This window comes from Acinetobacter sp. R933-2 (genome assembly GCF_030325485.1).
GTDB lineage: Bacteria > Pseudomonadota > Gammaproteobacteria > Pseudomonadales > Moraxellaceae > Acinetobacter > Acinetobacter sichuanensis.
The window spans coordinates 197,338-218,607 of record NZ_JACAIJ010000003.1; the positions used below are offsets into that span (position 1 = coordinate 197,338).

16 protein-coding genes and 3 tRNA genes are annotated in these 21,270 nt (G+C 36.1%); 14 read left to right on the plus strand and 5 right to left on the minus strand.

From position 1 onward, the window contains the following. The first annotated feature begins 117 nt into the window (after positions 1 to 117). From metF to HX005_RS05100, 7 genes are all read left to right on the plus strand, one after another. A complete protein-coding gene (gene metF / locus HX005_RS05070; RefSeq protein WP_286376521.1) occupies positions 118 to 954 on the plus strand; it encodes a methylenetetrahydrofolate reductase [NAD(P)H] in 837 nt (278 codons plus the stop codon). Between the two features lie 36 nt (positions 955 to 990). Next, positions 991 to 1,704 (plus strand): 16S rRNA (uracil(1498)-N(3))-methyltransferase, encoded by a 714-nt coding sequence (locus tag HX005_RS05075; RefSeq protein ID WP_286376522.1) that lies wholly within the window; start codon positions 991 to 993, stop codon positions 1,702 to 1,704. Between the two features lie 161 nt (positions 1,705 to 1,865). After that, complete coding sequence (locus HX005_RS05080; RefSeq protein ID WP_286376523.1) at positions 1,866 to 4,724, plus strand: sensor domain-containing protein; 2,859 nt, start codon at positions 1,866 to 1,868, stop codon at positions 4,722 to 4,724. A 134-nt stretch (positions 4,725 to 4,858) separates the two neighbouring features. After that, complete coding sequence (locus HX005_RS05085) at positions 4,859 to 7,138, plus strand: NADP-dependent malic enzyme (RefSeq protein WP_107006474.1); 2,280 nt, start codon at positions 4,859 to 4,861, stop codon at positions 7,136 to 7,138. Between the two features lie 79 nt (positions 7,139 to 7,217). Further along, the gene (locus HX005_RS05090) at positions 7,218 to 8,459 is read left to right on the plus strand and encodes a multifunctional CCA addition/repair protein (protein ID WP_286376524.1); all 1,242 of its coding nucleotides are present in this window, start codon (positions 7,218 to 7,220) and stop codon (positions 8,457 to 8,459) included. 234 nt (positions 8,460 to 8,693) lie between these two features. After that, positions 8,694 to 9,257, plus strand: coding sequence for a hypothetical protein (locus HX005_RS05095; protein WP_286376525.1), 564 nt, complete (start codon positions 8,694 to 8,696; stop codon positions 9,255 to 9,257). Next, positions 9,257 to 10,234: an acyl-CoA desaturase gene (locus HX005_RS05100; protein WP_286376526.1), complete on the plus strand. Its 978-nt coding sequence runs from the start codon at positions 9,257 to 9,259 to the stop codon at positions 10,232 to 10,234. The genes HX005_RS05095 and HX005_RS05100 overlap by 1 nt, the downstream gene beginning before the upstream one ends. A 286-nt stretch (positions 10,235 to 10,520) precedes the next feature. On the opposite strand, the gene epmA is transcribed toward HX005_RS05100, so the two are convergent. The 4 genes from epmA to HX005_RS05120 all read right to left on the minus strand — a co-directional run bounded on the left by epmA (position 10,521) and on the right by HX005_RS05120 (position 15,284). Continuing rightward, positions 10,521 to 11,513, minus strand: coding sequence for an EF-P lysine aminoacylase EpmA (epmA, locus tag HX005_RS05105; protein WP_286376527.1), 993 nt, complete (start codon positions 11,511 to 11,513; stop codon positions 10,521 to 10,523). After that, positions 11,510 to 12,577 carry a 4-phosphoerythronate dehydrogenase gene (locus HX005_RS05110; RefSeq protein WP_286376528.1) on the minus strand — a complete coding sequence of 356 codons (1,068 nt, stop codon included), beginning with the start codon at positions 12,575 to 12,577 and terminating at the stop codon, positions 11,510 to 11,512. Before HX005_RS05110 ends, epmA begins: the two co-directional genes overlap by 4 nt. Positions 12,578 to 12,666: 89 nt before the next feature. Beyond that, positions 12,667 to 13,971: a GGDEF domain-containing protein gene (locus tag HX005_RS05115; protein WP_286376529.1), complete on the minus strand. Its 1,305-nt coding sequence runs from the start codon at positions 13,969 to 13,971 to the stop codon at positions 12,667 to 12,669. A gap of 281 nt (positions 13,972 to 14,252) precedes the next feature. Continuing rightward, positions 14,253 to 15,284 carry a L,D-transpeptidase family protein gene (locus tag HX005_RS05120; RefSeq protein ID WP_286376530.1) on the minus strand — a complete coding sequence of 344 codons (1,032 nt, stop codon included), beginning with the start codon at positions 15,282 to 15,284 and terminating at the stop codon, positions 14,253 to 14,255. Positions 15,285 to 15,824: 540 nt separating this feature from the next. On the opposite strand from HX005_RS05120, the gene pyrC reads away from it, so the two are divergent. The 7 genes from pyrC to HX005_RS05155 all read left to right on the plus strand — a co-directional run bounded on the left by pyrC (position 15,825) and on the right by HX005_RS05155 (position 20,577). Continuing rightward, positions 15,825 to 16,859 carry a dihydroorotase gene (gene pyrC, locus HX005_RS05125; RefSeq protein WP_107006653.1) on the plus strand — a complete coding sequence of 345 codons (1,035 nt, stop codon included), beginning with the start codon at positions 15,825 to 15,827 and terminating at the stop codon, positions 16,857 to 16,859. Continuing rightward, on the plus strand, positions 16,844 to 17,503 hold the full coding sequence (rnt, locus tag HX005_RS05130; RefSeq protein ID WP_107006466.1) for a ribonuclease T: 660 nt from the start codon (positions 16,844 to 16,846) through the stop codon (positions 17,501 to 17,503). Before pyrC ends, rnt begins: the two co-directional genes overlap by 16 nt. 20 nt (positions 17,504 to 17,523) lie before the next feature. Then, positions 17,524 to 17,599 (plus strand) — tRNA-Glu (locus HX005_RS05135). Positions 17,600 to 17,810: 211 nt separating this feature from the next. Beyond that, complete coding sequence (locus HX005_RS05140; protein WP_286376531.1) at positions 17,811 to 19,226, plus strand: amino acid permease; 1,416 nt, start codon at positions 17,811 to 17,813, stop codon at positions 19,224 to 19,226. Positions 19,227 to 19,356: 130 nt separating this feature from the next. After that, positions 19,357 to 20,229 (plus strand): lipase family protein, encoded by an 873-nt coding sequence (locus HX005_RS05145; protein ID WP_286376532.1) that lies wholly within the window; start codon positions 19,357 to 19,359, stop codon positions 20,227 to 20,229. A 148-nt stretch (positions 20,230 to 20,377) separates the two neighbouring features. Beyond that, a tRNA-Glu gene (locus tag HX005_RS05150) sits at positions 20,378 to 20,453 on the plus strand. Between the two features lie 48 nt (positions 20,454 to 20,501). Further along, a tRNA-Glu gene (locus tag HX005_RS05155) sits at positions 20,502 to 20,577 on the plus strand. A gap of 63 nt (positions 20,578 to 20,640) precedes the next feature. Here the strand turns inward: HX005_RS05155 and HX005_RS05160 are convergent. Continuing rightward, positions 20,641 to 21,243 carry a YiiX family permuted papain-like enzyme gene (locus HX005_RS05160; protein ID WP_286376533.1) on the minus strand — a complete coding sequence of 201 codons (603 nt, stop codon included), beginning with the start codon at positions 21,241 to 21,243 and terminating at the stop codon, positions 20,641 to 20,643. Positions 21,244 to 21,270: the final 27 nt, after the last annotated feature.

The following is a 21,270-nucleotide window of genomic DNA, read 5'->3' on the forward strand; positions in this document are numbered from 1 at the left end:
ATAGAGGATAAAATTTAAACCGTCTTAACTCACGCAATGAAAGTCCCTTCTTCCCGAGGGAGAAGGTTAGGATGAGAGGGTTTTAAAATATAAGTATTTATAAAAAAGGACTTAACCATGACCAAACGTGTCCCGATTTCCTTTGAGTTCTTCCCAACCAAAACAGATGCTGGTGCGGAAAAACTTAAACTTGTTCATCAAGAACTTCAGTTATTAAATCCAGAATTTTTCTCTGTGACTTATGGTGCAGGCGGTTCGACCCGTGAACGCACTTTGTCTACACTGAATGATTTCAATGGCAAAGGCACGCCTGTTGCTCCGCATCTTTCTTGTATTGGTGACAGTAAAGAACGTATTGCTGAATTACTTGATTTATATAAATCACAAGGTATTGACCGTATTGTTGCGCTTCGTGGCGACTTACCTTCTGGTCAGGTGGGCTTAGGTGAATTACCTTATGCAACCGATCTAGTACGTTTTATCCGCGAACATTCAGGCGATCACTTTCATATCGAAGTAGCAGCTTATCCTGAAATGCATCCTCAAGCAGACAGTTTTGACTTAGATATTCAACGCTTTTGTGACAAGGCTCGTGCAGGTGCGAATGCGGCACTGACACAGTTCTTCTTTAATCCAGATGCGTATTTCTATTTTGTAGATCGCATTCAAAAAGAAGGTATAGATATTCCTGTTGCACCCGGCATTATGCCAATCACTAACGCAAGTAATCTAATTCGCTTTGCCGATGGTACAGGTGCAGAAATTCCACGCTGGATTCGTAAACAACTGGCGACCTATGGTGATGACACAGCTTCAATCAAAGCCTTTGGTCATGAAGTTGTTGTTAAGCTTTGCGAACGTCTCATTGCAGGCGGCGCACCAAGTCTACATTTCTATACCATGAACCATACAGAGCCAAATCGTCAGCTTGTGCTTGACCTCGGTCTAGCTTAAGTCAAAACCATCATCGTTATTTGTGAGTAAAACTACATGCCCCGCTTTTATATTGAAACTGATTTAGCTGTTGATACTCTAGTTGAACTGACTGAAACAGTATTTCATCATTGGGTAAAAGTTTTACGTGCGCAAATCGGTGAACAAGCCACTTTGTTTAATGGGCAAGGTGGCGAATATGAAGTTGAATTAACTGATATTTCTAAAAAATCAGCCATAGTCAAAGTCAATAATTTTAATCCTATTAATCGTGTTACAAAGTTCAGCACACTCCTTGGTCAAGTCATGAGCAAAGGTGATCGTATGGATTATGCCATTCAGAAAGCCGTTGAGCTTGGAGTATCAAAAATTCAACTCCTCACCTCTGAACGTTGTGAAATGCGCTTAAAATACGATCGTGACCAAAAAAAACTTGATCATTGGCAAGGTATTGCGATTGCGGCTTGCGAACAATGTGGATTGAATATTGTACCTGAAATTCTTGCACCACTTAATTTGGAGCAATGGCTAACAAGCGAACTTCCTACAACACGATTAGTTCTTGCGCCAAATAAAGAAGAAGTCAATGTATTAGCAAATGTAACAACTGATCTAGCTTTATTAATTGGACCAGAAGGAGGCTTAAGTGATACTGAAATAAACAATGCAAATCAGAAAGGCTTTATAAATTGGTGTATTGGTGAACGTGTATTACGAACAGAAACAGCCCCTGTTGTTGCTTTGTCCATTTTAAACTATAAATTTCAATAAATATTTAATCTTTTTTTGTGAACTGTGCCTTAAAAATCTATTGATTTTGCCAAAAAAAATAAGTAATTTACATATTTCTTGAGCAATTATTAAAGTAATATTAAATGTTGTCTATAAAATTAAATTCTAAAAGCATTTAAAATAAGGAAAAGGCATTAGGAATGGTCATAGATGTTCAAGATGAACTTTTGTACACTTCACAGATTAAAAGTGCAGCAGTTCATTTACAGCGTTTTCTAGTCTGTCTTTTTGGCATTCTTGCATATGTTGATCTTGTTCACTTTTTTTATTTTGAAAGCTTCTCATTTGCATTTAATTTATGGTTCATTTCAGTTTCTATTCTTCTGAGTATTTTTTGGTTATTAATTAAAGCAACTATCGCCTCTCCTTATAATAATACCTTTAATTTAGATGCACTCTGTCAATTTATTTGTCTAGTTTTAGGATGTATTTTAGGTTTTGGTGTTTTTAATTTACATCATTATGTCAATATTGATACCCCGAATATGACTTTAAATCATTTAATCATATTATCAGGGATTTTAATTTTTTCGACATCTACCATTTCTATTTTGTATTTAAGCAATAGATTTCGATATTTTTTATTTTTATTTATTCCTTTTATTACGCCATGTATTTTATATAAGTTTATTTTCTTCACGCCATTATCTACTTATTATCAATTTACATTTAATTTTATTTTTTTATTTATTATTATCTGTGCCTTTATTGTGCATAGATATCACACACAATTAAGCTTATTATCTTTTAAAAATAATAAATTTTCTCTCCAAGAAACACAGCTTACGCAAGATAAGAATCAATTGGGTCTTAATTTAAAAAATGCAGTTGAAAAATCAAATCAAATGCAAAATGAGCTTTTATTACACAATCAACTCCTCGAGCAAAAAGTAAAAGAACGTACTTATGATATTAAACAAATTAATGATCGTTTAGAAAACCATCAAGCAAACTTAGCATTTGCCCATGAAACTGCAGGCATTAATTCTTGGCTATGGAATATTGAAAAACGTAGTATTGAAATATTTGATACAAAATCAAAAATTTTATTCAACCATATTAGTGAAAATGAAGTTCAATTTGAAAGCTTAATTCATCCAGATGACTTAGATAATTATCAAAAATTAATGCGTCAACATTTAAGAGGTAAAACAGAACGTTTTGAAGCACGTTATCGTATTAAAAGAGATCAACAATGGTGCTGGATTCAAGATACTGGCAAAGTTGTTGCACGCCACCCTATGTCTTATAAACCATTGAGAATGGTTGGAATTCATCGTGATATTCAAAAAGAAAAGACGGATCAGGAACAATTAAAATTAGCAGCAAATGTGTTTGAACATGTCGCAGAAGGTGTTTTTGTTTTAGACAATAATTTGTGTTATTTAGAGGTTAATCCTTATTTTGAAAAGCTTACTTCTTATCATCAAAGTGACTTACTTGGTAAACATTTATTTGATATTACAGTCAATACAAAAAAAGAAATTTTGTCACAGCATTTTGATGTTACTAAGAAACTCATAGCAGATGGTGAATATGATGCAGAATTACAAATTGAGTTTTTAACAGGTAAAGTTTTAACATTATGGGTGCATATTAATGCAGTGACTGATGAAAAAAATAAAATCATCAATTATATTGGCATTATTACTGACTTAACAGAACGTAAGAAACAAGAACAACGTGTTTCATATTTAGAAAACTATGATTTATTAACAGATTTACCAAATCGTTTTTATTTTAATTTGCAACTACATCATTATCTAACGGATCCAAATGATTCAATACAAAATTTAGCTGTAATCCGCATTAATATCGATCGTTTTAGATCATTTAATGAGTTTGTAAGCACTCAAGCAGGTGATATATTACTGCAAAAAACTGCACAGAGATTAAGACATTCCTGCCCTGATGCTTTATTAATTTCTTATTTAAATAATGATGATTTTGCGATTATTTATAAATATGGTCAAAACAAAAAAAATATCCAACAAATTGCTAAGAAAATTTTAGAAGCATTTGAAAGTCCTTTTGTCATTCAAAATAATGAGCATTTTATTTCAACCTCAATTGGTATTGCGCTTTATCCTGAACATGGTCGACAAATTGATACACTCAACAGCCATGCAGAACAAGCATTAGCTGAAGCCAAAAGTCTAGGGGGAAATACAGCTTATTTTTACACCAATAAAAATACACGACTCTTTCACCAAGGAGTAAATTTAGAAGGTGATTTAAGACAAGCACTTAAAAACAAAGAGTTACTGGTTTACTATCAACCCAAAATTTGTACAAAAACAGAAAAAGTGTATGGCTTTGAAGCTTTAATTCGTTGGCAACATCCTAAGTTAGGTTTATTAACGCCTGATATTTTCTTGCCAATCGCAGAAGAATCTAGTCTGATTACCGAAATTGGACGTTTTGTTTTATTTGAAACCTGTAAACAAATCAGAATTTGGCAAGATTTAAATTTTGATTATTTACGCATATCTGTCAATGTTGTTGCTCAACAAATTCATCGTGGTGAGCTCATTCATGATATTGATCAAGCTTTAGAACTATATAATGTTTCTGGCGATATGCTTGAACTTGAAATTACAGAATCATCACTCATTGCAAAATCAGAAAATGTACTCACGCTCTTGCAGCAAGTGAAACATCGTCATATTTCTATTTCTTTAGATGATTTTGGAACAGGCTATTCATCTCTTGCTTATCTCATCAATTATCCTATTGATACTTTGAAAATTGATAAACTCTTTATTGCAAAAATTGAGCAAGAAAAAGATCAAGCTATTGTGAGTGCAATTATTGCAATGGGTAAAGCAATGGGGCTCAGTATTGTTGCCGAAGGTGTAGAAACGATTGAGCAAATTAACTTTCTCAAAAAACACGACTGCCATATTTTACAAGGTTATTATTATTCTAAGCCTCTCACGGCTCAAGAATGTATTGATTATCTTTCAAAATTCAAACTCGCTTCTGTTTACCGTAGTTGAATAATCCGTAATTGCACATCTTGTTTAAAAAGATATCTTTTCGACTGTCCGTATCGCTCAACAAATGGTATATTCAAGAAAATCTAGCCAAAATCGCCAGCCCCCGCTGGTACATTGTAACAAACGAGATGTAAATGGACGATCAATCACTAAAACAGCAAGCCCTCTATTACCATGAATTCCCAAGCCCAGGGAAAATCAGCGTTACTCCAAGTAAACAACTCGTTAACCAACATGATTTAGCACTTGCCTATTCTCCAGGTGTTGCTGCGCCATGTTTGGAAATCGAGAAAGATCCGTCTAAAGCAGCACTGTATACTGCACGTGGAAACTTGGTGGCAGTGGTCAGTAATGGTACTGCCGTTTTAGGTCTGGGAAATATTGGTCCTTTAGCTTCTAAACCTGTTATGGAAGGTAAAGGCGTACTGTTTAAAAAGTTTGCTGGTGTTGACGTATTCGATATCGAAATTGCTGAGAACGATCCTGATAAGATCGTTGATATCGTTGCTGCATTAGAGCCTACTTTTGGTGGGATCAACTTAGAAGACATCAAAGCACCTGAATGCTTCTATATTGAACAAAAACTCCGTGAACGCATGAACATTCCTGTGTTTCATGATGACCAACATGGTACTTCTATCATTGTAGGTTCAGCACTTTTAAATGCACTGCAACTCAATGGCAAAAAAATTGAAGAGATTAAAATTGTCGCTTCAGGTGCAGGTGCAGCAGCACTTTCTTGCCTAGATTTATTATGCGCATTAGGTGCAAAAAAAGAGAATATCATCGTTGCTGACTCACGTGGTTTATTAACCACAAAACGTGAAGGTTTGGATGACTCTAAAAAGCGTTATGTACAAGATATTGAAGGTTCTCAACTTGCAGATGTTATTACAGATGCAGATATGTTCCTTGGTCTTTCTGCTGCGGGTATTTTAACCAAAGAAATGGTTAAAGTGATGGCGGCTGACCCAATCATCTTTGCATTGGCAAACCCAGATCCTGAAATTTTACCTGAACATGCACATGAAGTTCGTCCAGACGTGATCATGGCGACAGGTCGTTCAGACTATCCAAACCAAGTGAACAATGCACTTTGCTTCCCTTATATCTTCCGTGGTGCGCTTGATGTTGGTGCAACGACAATCAATGAAGAAATGAAGATTGCTTGTGTACATGCGATTGCACGCATGGCGCATGTTGAAGCAGATGCAGCCTCTTATGGTGAAAAATCTGCATCATTTGGTCGTGATTATTTAATTCCACGTCCACTTGATCAACGTTTAATTCTTGAAATTGCGCCAGCTGTTGCACAAGCAGCAATGGACTCAGGTGTTGCCAGTCGTCCAATTCAAGACTTCTCTGCATATCGTCAACGTCTTTCTGAGTTTGTTTATAACTCAGCATTGATGATGAAACCAATTTTTGCTCAAGCAAAATCTGACCCTAAACGTATTGTTTATGCAGAAGGTGAAGATTTACGTGTACTCCGTGCTGTGCAAATTGCAGTAGATGAAGATTTGGCTAAACCGATTCTTGTTGGTCGCACCGCAGTGATTGAAGCGAATATCAAAAAACTTGGTTTACGTCTGCAAAATGGTGAAAATATCACGATTGTTGATCAGGAAAATAACCCTGATTATGAAAAATTTGCGGATGATTATCACACAATCATGCAACGCAAAGGTGTTACACCTGAATATGCACAGCGTGAATCACGTCGTCGCTCTACACTGATTGCAGCCATGCTTGTCAAATTTGGTAAAGCTGACGGTATGCTTTGTGGTACGTATTCAAGCTATGACATTCACCTTGATTTCGTGAAAAATGTCATTGGTTTAAAAGAAGGTCGTAATAACTTCTTTACGTTGAACGCTTTGATGCTTGAAGATCGTAATATTTTCATTGCAGACACGTACATCAACCGTAACCCAACGGCTGAACAGTTGGCTGAAATGACCATTTTAGCGGCTGAAGAAGTGCGTCGTTTTGGTATGACACCTCGTGTTGCTTTATTGTCACACTCAAGTTTTGGTTCAGATCAAAATGACCCAAGCGCACAAAAAATGCGTAAAGTTTTTGAAATTTTGACTGAAATTGCACCTGACCTTGAAGTTGAAGGTGAAATGCATGCCGATGCGGCATTGGATGAAAATATACGTCATTTTGCATTCCCGAACTCGCGTTTCAAAGGTTCTGCAAACTTGTTGATTATGCCAAATCTTGATGCGGCAAACATTTCATTCAACCTGTTAAAATCTACATCGGGTAATAATGTGACGATTGGTCCTATTTTACTGGGTGCAGCAAAACCTGTTCATATTTTGACACCGACTGCAACGACACGTCGCCTTGTGAATATGACAGCATTAACCGTTGCTGAAATTCAGGAAAATGAGAAAGCTGCACTTTAATTGCACGTTTACTCACATCTTGTGACTTGAGAAAACCTCTATTCTGTAGCATCATGGCTTGAAGAATAGAGGTTTTTTCATGCAAGTTTATTTAGTAGGCGGTGCCGTCAGAGATCATTTACTCGGACATCCCTATCACGAAAAAGATTATGTGGTTGTCGGTGCAACACCAGAACAACTGATCGCTCAAGGCTATCAACCTGTGGGCAAAGATTTTCCTGTGTTTTTGCATCCTGAAACAAAAGAAGAATATGCACTTGCACGCACTGAGCGTAAGTCAGGACATGGTTATCATGGATTTGAGTTTTTTACCGATCCTGATGTGACTTTGGAAGAAGACCTGATTCGCCGTGACCTCACCATCAATGCTATGGCAATGGATGATACAGGTCAGGTATTTGACCCCTATCATGGGCAAAATGATTTAAACAATAAAATCCTGCGTCACGTTTCGGATGCCTTTGCCGAAGATCCTTTGCGTGTGCTACGTGTAGCGCGTTTTGCTGCGCGTTATGCACAATATGGTTTTAGCATTGCCGATGAGACTTTGGCGCTCATGCGTCAATTGGCTGAGTCAGGTGAACTTGAAGCACTGCCCCCTGAACGGGTTTGGAAAGAGACCTCGCGCGCCTTGATGGAAAATCATGCCGATATGTATTTTCAGGTTTTACGTGATTGTGGTGCGCTCAAAGTTTTATTTCCTGAAATAGATGCTTTGTTTGGTGTTCCACAGCGTCCTGAATATCATCCTGAAATAGACTGTGGTATTCACACATTAATGTCTTTGCACCAAGCCTGTAAAGCCAACTATTCTTTAGATGTTCGTTTTGCGGTTTTAGTGCATGATTTGGGTAAAGCACTCACCCCTGTTGATGAATTGCCGCGTCATGTTCAGCATGAAGAACGTGGTATAGCACCTGTGACTGAAGTATGTGATCGTTTAAAAGTACCAACGCATACCAAACAACTTGCGCTTGCTGTGTGCAAGGAGCATTTAAAATGTCATCAGGCATTTACCTTAAAAGCAGGGACTTTGTGGCGTCTGTTACAGCGTTTGGATGTATTGCGTCGTCCTGAGCGTGTGGAGGCATTTTTACAAGCCTGTGAATGTGATGCACGTGGTCGCTTAGGTATGGAAGATCGTGATTATCCTCAAGCTGAGTTTTTATGGAAAATCACGCAACGTGTTCGTACCATCAAGGCTTCTGACCTACCACCTGAGATCAAAGGTGTGGATATTGGTGAAATGCTCATTCAAAAACGGATTGAGGCGATTGCGCAGTTAAAGCATGAGTTGGGGCATCATAGTCATACCGTTTAAAGAAAAATCCTCTCAGGGATGGGGGTGGGTTTATTCATTCTAAAATTATATTACTGAATCTGACTTTACAAATAGCTTTGTGTAACAAAGCCGTTTTAATACGAAACATCCGAAATGGTAGTATCTACATTCTTGCAGTTAAGCAAGGTCATCTAAATATTGTTTATTCAATGTACAAATTGAATTAATTTTAAGCTATATTCACTTAATGATTTCTTTAATAGGTACAACTGCATGGCGTTTGCATCGGAAATGAAGTTGAGAGAGGCTCTAAACTTATTTTATACGATGAATGGATTTCCATCAGATGGTGGTGTAAGCAAAGATAAGTGGTCTCCATTTGGTTGTCGAGATTTAAAAGTATACTTGCCAAATTTTGAATGGCGCAAAAAAGCCATTCCTTTTCACGATTTGCATCATATTTTAACGGGATATCCGTGTTCACCGATTGGGGAGTTTCAAATTTCTGCATGGGAGTTTGCGGCTGGTAAATACCCCAATTTATATACGACACTTTTTTGCATTCCTTTAGTCAGTATGGGTGCAATATTAATTCCAAAAAAGCAATTCCGAGCATTTGTAAGAGGTCGGCAAAGTAAAACTCTTTATGAAAATTATTCTTATGATGCATTACTAGATATGACTATTGGTGAAATGAGAGAGGAAATTTTACCAAAATCACATTATAAGGCTACTGTTAAAGATTTTTATCAATATATTAAACTCGTTTCTCTATCTGGAGTAGTTGTTTTAACTCCTTTTCTAACCATGTTTTTCATAGTAAAAGGTTTGATTTGATGGCAACACATGGTGGCGCTTCAGAAGGTGCATTTAAAGTTAATTCACTAATTCTGAATGAAGATGTTAGTCCCTTAACAGGAAAAATAATATGGGATAAATGGCGTTCACTTTGGAACTCATTTATTTTTTTGACTGCAATTATTTTAGCTCCTATCTATTTTACATGGTCTGCATTTCTTGTATTTTTATTACTCAGTGCTTTAACACTTTGTATGGGGCACTCGGTTGGTTTTCATCGTAGACTCATTCATCGAAGTTTTAAATGCCATAAATGGGTCGAATATTTTCTATTATGGATGGGAACAATCGTTGGTATAGGTGGTCCGCTTTGGACTATCAAAACTCATGATACTCGAGATTGGGCTCAACGGCAGCCAAGTTGTCACGACTTCTTGGCACATCGACAAGGCATGCTAAAAGATGCATGGTACAACCTACACTGTAAATTTGTAATGGATAAACCACCTGAATTTAATCCTGGTGAAGAGATATTAAATGACAAGTTTATTTTTTTCCTAGAAAAAACCTGGATGTTACAGCAACTGCCAATAGCTTTAGCTTTATACATGTTGGGTGGCATGTCATGGTTAATTTGGGGTATATGTGTCCGTGTTGCTGCATGCACAACGATGCATTGGTATATTTCATATTTTGCGCATACAAGTGGACCTCAAAGTTGGTTGGTTGATGGTGCAGGTGTTCAAGCTCACGACGTTCCCTTAATGGCAATTCCAACATTTGGAGAAAGCTGGCACAATAACCATCATGCATTTCCTGCATCAGCTAAACATGGGCTATATAAAGGTCAAATTGATATTGGATGGCATTTTATTAGATTATTAGAAGTCTTTGGACTTGCATGGGATATTCAAGTGCCAAGTAGGCTTCCTAAACGTGAAGGTATTACAGCAATTCGCGAGGATGCAGAGTACATTTATAAAAAAGATAAGGCGGCTACTGAACATTCAAAATGAGGTTCTGTCGCATTAAGACGAATTTGAGCTACTATTTAACTTTATAATACTTAGATAACTTACTTCATATAACATAATGGTGCTTATGCAAAATATAAATATTATTTAAAATTTTTAAAAACTACCATTCATCAAAAAAAAGCGACTTATTTCTAAGTCACTTTTTTTGATCAGTTCTATCACATTTTTCAACGAAATAATAACATTTAGATTTCATCTCGTTCCACCGTTGTACGGTGGAATGCCAAACTGGTTAAATTTATACCCATGCATCTGTAAACAATCATCACGACACACCCGCTGTAAAACTCACCACTTTTTCAAGCTTCATTTGATTTTGAACCACCATCAACAGACGATCTATTCCCAAAGCAATTCCCGAACATTCAGGCATATTCGGCAAAGCTGCAAGTAAGTATTCATCTATCGGCATCACATGCAAACCGAGTTTTTCACGCTCAGCATTATCCGCCTCAAAACGACCACGCAATACATCGGCATCAATTAGCTCATCATAAGCATTGGCAAGCTCTAAACCTTCAATATAAAGCTCAAAACGTGCTGCAACCAACTCACCATCTTCATCTACACGTGTCTTAGCAAGAGAAGCCAACTCAGGTGGAAAATCGGTTAAAAACACAGGTGTATCAAAACCTAAACTTGGCTCAACCATGTGTGAAAATAACAGGTCGATATACCCTAAACGATCATCACCCAAATCTAGATTTAGACCCACACGGTGACATGCATCTTTCAATTCCGCCAAAGTTGCTTGCAATGGATTCAAATCCAAACGATCCATAAATGCATGTTTATAACTATAAATGGTTGGGCGAACTTCACCGAAACGTTGCGCCAAAACCACATTCAATAAATCAGTCACTTCCAACATCAAATCTTTCAGTGTAAATGCAGGTCGATACCATTCCAACATGGTAAATTCGCTGTTGTGTTTGCGCCCATGTTCATCATCACGGAACACTTTACAAATCTGATAAATCGCACCACTGCCACTTGCGAGCAAACGCTTCATGGCAAATTCAGGCGAAGTCTGCAAATAATGCGTTTGCTTTTTACCTTGTACATGACGTTGCGCTTGCACAGAAGCCAAATGCACATCAGTCACACCCGCTTGTGACAAGACAGGCGTTTCAACTTCCAACACATCTCGTTCAGCAAAAAACTGACGAATTTGACTGTACATTTTCGCACGGGCTTTGAGTGCAGCCAAATCACAAGTCGGTTGATAATTTATGTTTTCAGAAAGCGATAAACTCATGCTTTAGGTCCCCCGTGTGCAGCCCATTCACGACGTAAAGGATAAGTTTTTCTAAGATAATCAAAGGCTTTTTGATCTACTTTACCATCTTTTAAACAAGCTCTTAAATTATCATCATCACGTTGAATGTCATAAATTTCTGTAAGATACTTTTTCAATGTTTGCTTAATATTATTGCCATAAAAATATTGTTCACATGCAGGCAATTGGCTCTCAAATTTTTTGTGTGCAGCATAGTCAAACGTTTTACAAAATGCCTCATAGATCATTTGTGTACCGCGTGCCTTACCCTCAAGGCTATAACCTGCAATGTGTGGGGTGACGATGCGGATTAAGTCTAATAATTGCTGAGAAATCTCAGGCTCATGTTCAAATACATCCAGTACGACTTTACGCTGTGTTTTTTTAATATCATCAATCAACGCAGCTTCTTCTACGACAGCACCACGTGCTGAATTAATTAAAATTGTCTCAGGTTTCATCATTGCTAATGCTTCAGCATTAATCAAATGATAGGTTGGATGCTCACCTGTTTTGGTGAGTGGAACATGTATGCTAATTGCATCGGCTGTTTTTAATAATTTTTCTAATTCAACTTGTTGAATATAATTACATTTTACAAAGGGATCATAACCGATCACATGCCAACCAAGTAAAGTTGCCATATAAGCCAAACGTGAACCTACATTACCCAGTCCAATAATCCCTAAAGTAAATGTTTTATTTTGATCAATTAAACTTACATTTAAATGTAATAATGCCGTAATCACATATTCTGCAACAGCTTGAGCATTACAACCTGCTGCATTTGACCAAGCAATCTGATGCTTTTCTAAAGCCTCAATATCTAAATGATCCGTGCCAATCGTTGCACTCCCAACAAATTTAAGTGCTGTATTTTCAATCAATGCTTCGTTAACTTTGGTCACTGAACGCACCAATAAAACATCACTCTCTTTGACATCATCATGGGTCAAAGTACGCCCTGCTGCTTGATGAATTTCCCCGTATTCTGAAAAAAAGTATTCAGTAAATGCTAGATTTTCATCTGCAACAATTTTCATAATTCATTCCAATGCAATAATGCAGCTATAATAACCCTTTGCGCGATCACTGACTATGCGAATACGGATGAATACAATACAGAATTCAGCTATGAGTTTTTAACTGGGTTTTTATTGACTTCTATATCATGCATATTGGTATTGGTAGGCATAAAAATATACTGATTGCGTCCCTGTTTTTTGGCTTGATATAAGGCATTATCCGCGATATTTAAAAGCTCTTTTTCTAAAATATGCTCATTTCCTAAATAAACCGTTAAACCAATACTGATCGTTAAATATTTGGAAATTTTAGAATGCTCATGTGGAATTTTTTGTTTATACATATCCTCAAGTAATTTTTTTGCAACTTTAATCGCGGCTTCATAAGAACTATTATTTAATAAAATAATAAACTCCTCTCCACCATAACGAATTGCAATATCATCGTCTTGAATATTCTTTTTTAATACTTCAGCTACAGAGATTAAAGCCATATCTCCTTGTTGATGCCCATAATAATCATTAAATAACTTAAAAAAATCGACATCTATAAATAATAATGCTAAAGGTTGATATTTATCTTTTGCACGATATAAACTTTGTGAAAATTTCTGTTCAAAACTTCTACGATTATCGAGTAATGTTAAAGTATCTTGATGACTTAACCGTACTAAATGCTGATTTAAAGCAGCATATATTTTTTTATCAAGATCAATAATAAGCGACTGCAAAAAACGGATTCTTTCTGTTGAAATGGTTAAAACTGCAAGACCTAAACCGACTAAATTTCCTAAGACTAAGACATTAAATAATACCCATTGTGGTACATATTTCCCTGTTATCCATAACACTAAACATGTTATGAGTGCGGACATCATACCTGCGATAAAAGTATATCGCGGACGTATACCTGAACAAATATAAGCAAACATTAATGCAAAAATAATAATTAATGTGCCTCGCCATGTCATAGATCCTGATTGAGTTGAAAATAAAACAATTTGTACAATACTCAAACCGATCATAATGACAGTCATAACAACATGACGATAATAAACTTTCCATATAGGATGCTTTGCCATTAAGTAAACCGTTAATAATGCAATCCATCCTGTGCTATATGAAATAAGCGTCATCAGAACATCATGTTTGCGATACATCACCTCAGTCGTAAAATAGTTAATGGGTAAACTAATCAGTTCAAATAAAAAATAGAAAATGGTGGCTGGAAAAAATGCACGTACAATTAATTTAGTTAATCTGTCTTCACGATCTTTCCAAAACTTAGACTCTAATGATTTTGAAAAAAGTGATGACATACTTTTTGATTGATTTTCGAGTAAGCACTCGTATTCTTTTCGCTGTCTTTCTAGTTCTTGGATTTCGGGTTCATCTTCTATTTTACTATTCATCTATTTACTACTTACTTTTACATTCCATTATTTTAAAGTTTATTTTTAAAAATAAATAAAACCTCAACAAGATTAACATTATAAATAATGCAATGAAATAATTAATTCCAACTTTATAAAAATAAAATAAATCACATTTTTATTATATTAAGCGATTTAAATCACAATAATATTAAAGTAATAATAAATAATTATTTTAATATTATTAAATAATAAATTTAAAATAAAAATAGAGGTATAAAATACCTCTATTTATAAACAAAAAATTTTAAGGGCTAAAATCACTCTAAAAATTTTACTACAGCGCCTTCTTGAACTTTACGCCCTAAATCATTCGCATCCCAATTGGTCAAACGAATACAACCATGCGATGCTGTTTTCGAAATTAAAGATGGATTTGGTGTGCCATGAATACCAAAAGACGGCTTACTTAAAGCAATCCACATATTACCCACAGGACCATTTGGACCAGGTGGTAATGTTAAAGGTTTCTTATTACCACCTTGTACAAAATTCTTTGGTGAATAACCATAATAAGGATTTGCTGCGACTTTTACGACTTTATGTGTACCTTTAGGCGAAGGCGTATCAGCACCACCAATGGTTGCAGGGAAAGACCCAACCAATTGATTTAAATGATTAAACAAATATAATTGACGTGCGCCTTTATGTGCCACAATCAAAGTAATATCCGCAGATAAATCATTACGTACATTCGGTACAATAATTTTCTGACCTGCTTTATTAAAATTTACTTTAGGATTTATTTGTTTTAGAAATTCTTCATCAATATGAAATTTTTCGCCCAACATTTCAGTAATACGCGTGTAATACAAGCCTTTCATTTTCGCTTGTAAAGCATAATTACGTGGAATACTTTTCGCATAAGGACCTTTTAAGTCCTGTGCTGTAATCGTATATTCAGTAAAGGCAGGTTGTGTTTGCTGAGCAACCAAACTATTCCATGTGCTTTGATTCAAAACCCCTGTAATTTCTAGACCATTCATTTGTTGGTAAGCAGAAATTGCTTTCAAGAAATTTTTACCACTTTTTGCATCAATTGGACCAGGAGAAGCATGTAAATTGTTGAGCATGACTTGTGCTCGTGCATAAGCAGGATACTGTCCACGTGCTAATTGAGCAGACCACACAGCTTTATTTATGGACTCTTTATCCCAACTAACGGATGGTGCAGATGCAACTTGAGCTGTTTTTTTATCATCATTCGCAGCTTTGCTTGTTGTCGCATAAATTGATGTATTAAAAATCGTGACACATGCAAACAACATGATGAATGGCACACTTTTGCGCATTTTCTACTCTCTATTCATCTCATTTTAAATATTAAAAAACAAATCGTTATCTAAATTTTTTAGTCTAACCGATATGCTTTTTATCATAACCCTATCAACACAATATACTTTACCCAAAGTAAAACCAATAAATTATTTTTTGAATATCAGCCTGTTAAATATACCAATCATTTAAAAGATTAATTTATTCACTCAAAATATATTTGCATCAAAAAACGTGACAAATTTAACACTTTATCAAAAGGAAAGTGTAATTTTATTGCGTTTTTTTAAAATAAGCCGACTCTTTACTCAATAGAAAATATTTATTTGATTATCCTACATTAAATCAAAGTATTTATTTTTCCTCTGCTATTTTCTGACTATTTTAAAGTATTGTATAAAGAATAAACATTTAATTTTAAAATAGAAATAAATATTGCTAAAAAAACATCAATTCAATCTATAGAATATGTGCAAAGATTTAGCAAGCGAAAAATAGCGGTTACCATTTTTGTTGGAATGGATTATCATCTACTTTATTTTTCAGTAAGAACTGCCTTGAACACGATTACTATTCTTCAGCCCGATGATTGGCACGCTCATCTTAGAGATGGTCTTGCATTAAAACGTACTGTTCCTGATTTAGCAAAACAATTTGCTCGTGCGATTTGTATGCCAAATCTTGTTCCACCTGTAAAAACAGTTGAAGAAGCATTGGCTTATCGTGAACGTATCATGGCACATGTACCTGAAGGCATGGACTTTGACCCACGCATGGTGCTGTATTTTACAGATCAAACCGCACCTTCTGAAGTGAAAAAGATTAAAGACTCAACCCATGTCAATGCAATTAAACTTTATCCAGCAGGCGCTACGACAAATTCAGATAATGGCGTGAGTGATATTCGTAAGGTTTACGGTGTCATTGAACAGCTTGAAGAACATCAAGTCCCATTATTATTACATGGTGAAGTTACACATAACCATGTTGATATTTTTGATCGTGAAAAACGCTTTTTAGATGAAGTCTTAGTTCCTTTATTAAGACAATTTCCAAAATTAAAATTGGTATTGGAACACATCACAACCAGTGAAGCTGCGCATTTTGTCTTAGAACAAGATCGTAATGTTGCTGCAACCATCACACCACAACATTTATTATTTAACCGTAATGACATGTTAGTGGGTGGCATTAAGCCTCATTTTTATTGCTTACCAATTCTAAAACGTCAAGTTCACCAACAAACATTATTAGAAGTTGCAAGTAGCGGTAACCCTAAATTTTTCTTAGGTACTGATAGTGCTCCGCATTCAAAAAATGCTAAAGAAAATGCTTGTGGATGTGCAGGCTGTTATAGTGCGCCAACAGCAATTGAACTTTATGCTCAAGCATTTGACCAAATTGGTAAAATTGAGCGTTTAGAAGGTTTTGCAAGTCATTTCGGTGCTGATTTCTACGGACTTCCTCGTAATACCAAAACCATCACCCTTGTAAAAGAAGACCAAGTGATTCCTGAAAGTTTAGACTATTTGGATGGTGAAAATATTATTCCATTATATGCGGGTAAAACCATTCAATGGAGAAAAGTGTGACAACTGAAATACAGCCTGTAATTGCTCAACGATTCCGTGGTTTTTTACCCGTTGTCGTGGATGTTGAAACAGCAGGCTTTAATGCAGATACAGACGCTCTACTTGAAATTGCGTGTATTCCAATTATTTATGATGCTGAAGGAAAATTTGTGCCTGGTGAGGCTCATCACGCACACATTAATCCTTTTGAAGGTGCTCATTTAGACCGTCGATCATTAGATTTTATTGGGATTGATCCATCAAATCCTATGCGTATTGCGATGGCTGAAGACGAAAAAACAGCTTTAAAACGTATGTTTAAAGCAGTGAATGAAGTTCGTCGCCAACAACAATGTACGCATGCGGTTTTGGTTGGGCATAATGCACATTTTGATTTAGGTTTTCTCAAAGCAGCCATTGCACGTACAGGAACTAAAAATCAAAATCCATTTCATAGTTTTTCTGTATTTGATACAGTCACTTTGAGTGCTGTGATGTTTGGTCAAACTGTATTAGCAAAATCATGTATTCAGGCAGGAATTGAGTTTGATGGCAAAGAAGCACACTCTGCTTTATATGACACTCAAAAAACTGCTGAACTGTTTTGCTATATTTTGAACAAACTCTCTCCTCATGTACTTGACACTTTGATGGCGGATCAATAAGATAGCGCCATCTTCTAAACGACCCTATCGTCTAGAGGCCTAGGACATCGCCCTTTCACGGCGGTAACCGGGGTTCGAATCCCCGTAGGGTCGCCATATATTTTTAGTATTTCATATACTCATCTCAATTTCCTTAGAACTCCAAGCATTTTTTTCTTGCATCTCATCTTGTCTATTTTTTAACATCCGACTTTATTAATTGTTCAAACAATCTATACAATTACACTGAATTTATCAGTTCGGCTTTGAACTCTAACGCAATAACACCTACAATACTGCGCTTCCTATTTATCTTTCATTACTTTTTATGCAGCCATCTCATACTCAGAATGACAACCAAACTCAGGACGATTCTGCACAATTAAAACGTGCAATGAGTACTCGACATTTGGTGATGATTTCACTAGGTGGTGCAATAGGCACAGGCTTATTTCTAGGCTCTGGTGAAGTTATTGCTCAAGCGGGTCCTATTGGTGCCATTATCTCCTATATTTTGGGTGGTATTATTGCCTATATGGTGATGCTATGTTTGGGCGAACTTGCTGTACACATGCCAGAATCAGGCTCTTTTGGCTCTTATGCTCAAAAATATATTGGTCCTGCAACAGGTTATACTGTGACATGGCTGTACTGGTTAACATGGTCAGCGACTTTGGGTACCGAATTTACCGCCGCCGCCTTGTTGATGCAAGAATGGTTTCCACAAGTTTCTATGTGGTTATGGACACTTATTTTTGCAGCTATTGTACTTATACTCAACATGAGTTCGACACGCTGGTTTGCTGAATCTGAGTTCTGGCTCTCTTTAATCAAAGTAGTGACTGTTGTTGCTTTTATTCTGCTAGGTTTACTGGCTATTTTTGGTGTCATTCATTACGACGGCTATAGCACAGCACCTCTTTTTAGCAACTTGACAGCAGGAGACTGGTTTCCACAAGGTTTGTTTCCTATCTTTACCACAATGTTAATTGTTAATTTTGCCTTTTCTGGGACAGAGTTGATCGGCGTTGCAGCGGGTGAAACCAAAGACCCCGCAAAAAATGTACCTAAAGCGATTAATACTGCACTATGGCGTTTGTTAATTTTCTTCGTGGGTACAATCATTGTAATTAGCGCACTTCTTCCGCATGAACTGGCAGGCTTAAATGCTGAAGGTGTTAGTAGTAGCCCATTCGTTACGGTGTTTACGCATATTGGTATTCCTTATGCTGAAGATATTATTCGTTTTGTGATTATTACGGCATTATTATCAGCAGCAAACTCAGGTTTATTTGCAGCTTCACGTATGATGTGGTCGTTATCCGCAAAAAAACAGCTCCCTGCTATATTTTCTAAATTAAATGCTCGTGGTATTCCCTATATTGCAGTGTTAGTGACCATGTTAGGCGCAATGCCTGGCTTATTGTCTGAGCAATTTGCACCTGAAAAGATTTTTAAAAATCTATTAGGAATTGCAGCATTTACAATGGTAATTGTGTGGATGAGTATTTGCTGGAGTCAATTTAATTTTCGTCGTACATGGTATAAAGCAGGACATCGTAAATCTGATCTTGCTTTTTCCGTGCCTTTCTTTCCTATTATTCCAATTTTAGGGTTTATTTTCTGTTTAATTACAGGAATTAGTATGGTGTTTGACCCCGAAATGCATGTTGGCTTTATCAGTTGTTTAGTGTTTATTGCAGGTTGTTATGCAAGTTATGCTTATTTTTATAAATCAAAATAATAATAACTAAACAAAAGCAATGAGCCTAAAAGAGTGTAGCGTAAGCTGCACTTTTTTATATTTTAAACTCCCTAATGATGATGACAATTGTTATATTGGATGAAATAAAAAACTATTTTTTAAAATTTTAATGAAAATTATTTTTATTCATGGCATGAATCAACAAAACCACACAGCTCAATCTCTACAAAGATATTGGTGTGATATTTTTCAGCAAGGTATAAATGCTCAGCAAATTGCGCTCAAATCTCCATTAAATATTCAATTGGCATTTTATGGCGATCTCATCACCACACATCATTTGAGTAATCATTTTGATTTAGAAATGCTCTTGCCTAAATTTTTGCTTAATTTTCATGTCCCATATTTTGCTAAAAAGCCCTCTACACTTTCTATTCACCCTCCTCCATTTATTCCGACACTTTCTCCTCAGCAACCTGTTGCACTTAAAACACAACTCTATTTAGCATCAGAGATGATCAAAGACAGTGCATTAAAAGAATTTGTATTACTTTTAAATCATTTTCCTCAACTGCATGAAAGTATGATTCATCGTTTTCTGATTGAAACTTATTTATATTTAGATAATGCAAACTTTTTACAAGAAGTACATCAACGGGTTCTAAAGTGTTTAGATGAACATGAGCCACATATTATTGTTGCGCATTCACTTGGCACTGTGATTGCCTATAATTTATTACAAAGACTTAATCCGAAATATAATATACAACGTTTTATTACTCTCGCTTCTCCCTTAGCTTTTCGTGTCATTCAAGCCAAAATTTTGCATCCTATTCTGCGCCCAACAATTTTACAGGGTGATTGGTTCAATTTTTATTCTCAAGACGATTTTTTAAGTGCTTTTCCTTTAAGCAATGCACCTTTTAATTTTGAACCTCATATTCTAAATCAACGCATTCGGACATTTATTGACCGCCCACATAATATTGCTGGTTATTTACAAAATCCTGCTGTCATTCAAGCTATTCTTCAAGCACTTTAGCTCACATAACCCCAAAACTGTGCTAAATTCAACCAAAACCCAAAATATTGTTTTATATTTATACATTCAAATTATTTTTTCTTTTTTATTGCTGAAAAGTGTTTGACACATTCACTTATTCACCCTAATATACGCCCACCTCTGAAACGACCCTATCGTCTAGAGGCCTAGGACATCGCCCTTTCACGGCGGTAACCGGGGTTCGAATCCCCGTAGGGTCGCCATTAATTTATGGTTTAGTTTCTAAATTCAAAGGTATGCCTCATTTTATTGACCCTATCGTCTAGAGGCCTAGGACATCGCCCTTTCACGGCGGTAACCGGGGTTCGAATCCCCGTAGGGTCGCCACATTCTAGAATGTTTTACATTCTTATAAAAAACCTGAGCATCATGACTCAGGTTTTTTTATGCCTATCGACTATACACTGTTTTTAAATATCGAGAATCAAACAGTGCTTTAGGGCTAATCACTTTTTCTTGTAATGGAATATGTTCACCATAGCGCTGCTTCATTAAGGCTTTGACTTTTACATGACTTAAATCAAACGCTTTTAATTGTTGCAAGGGTGTCAATTCTATTGCCAAAGCATTTTTATAGGCTTTCCACACAATTTCAGAACAGTAAATCGCACGATCATCCCATTCAAAATAAATATCATAAGGTTTATTTAAATACTGTTCTGCATTTTTGATTAAAGCATTTTGTTGTTTTGAGTTTAAACCTTGAATCAAACGCTTTACGACATATTTTTGACCCACACCACGCCGTATCCACGCCTCAAATGGTGTGTATTGAACAGGTTGGATTGCTTCCAAGACCCATAATCGACCATTTTTATTCACCAACATTCCCATATGACTATAAGGTGAATGCGTTGCCAGTTGGATCACCTGACTCTGTGCAGATTTAGAGGTCTGAAAAATCAAATCGCCAGTCTGTAATGGTATTGCGTATACAGCGCTGCAAATGAGCATTAAAATCAGATAAAATATTGTATTAATTAATCGAGACATCACTTCAATTTACTCATATTATTTTTA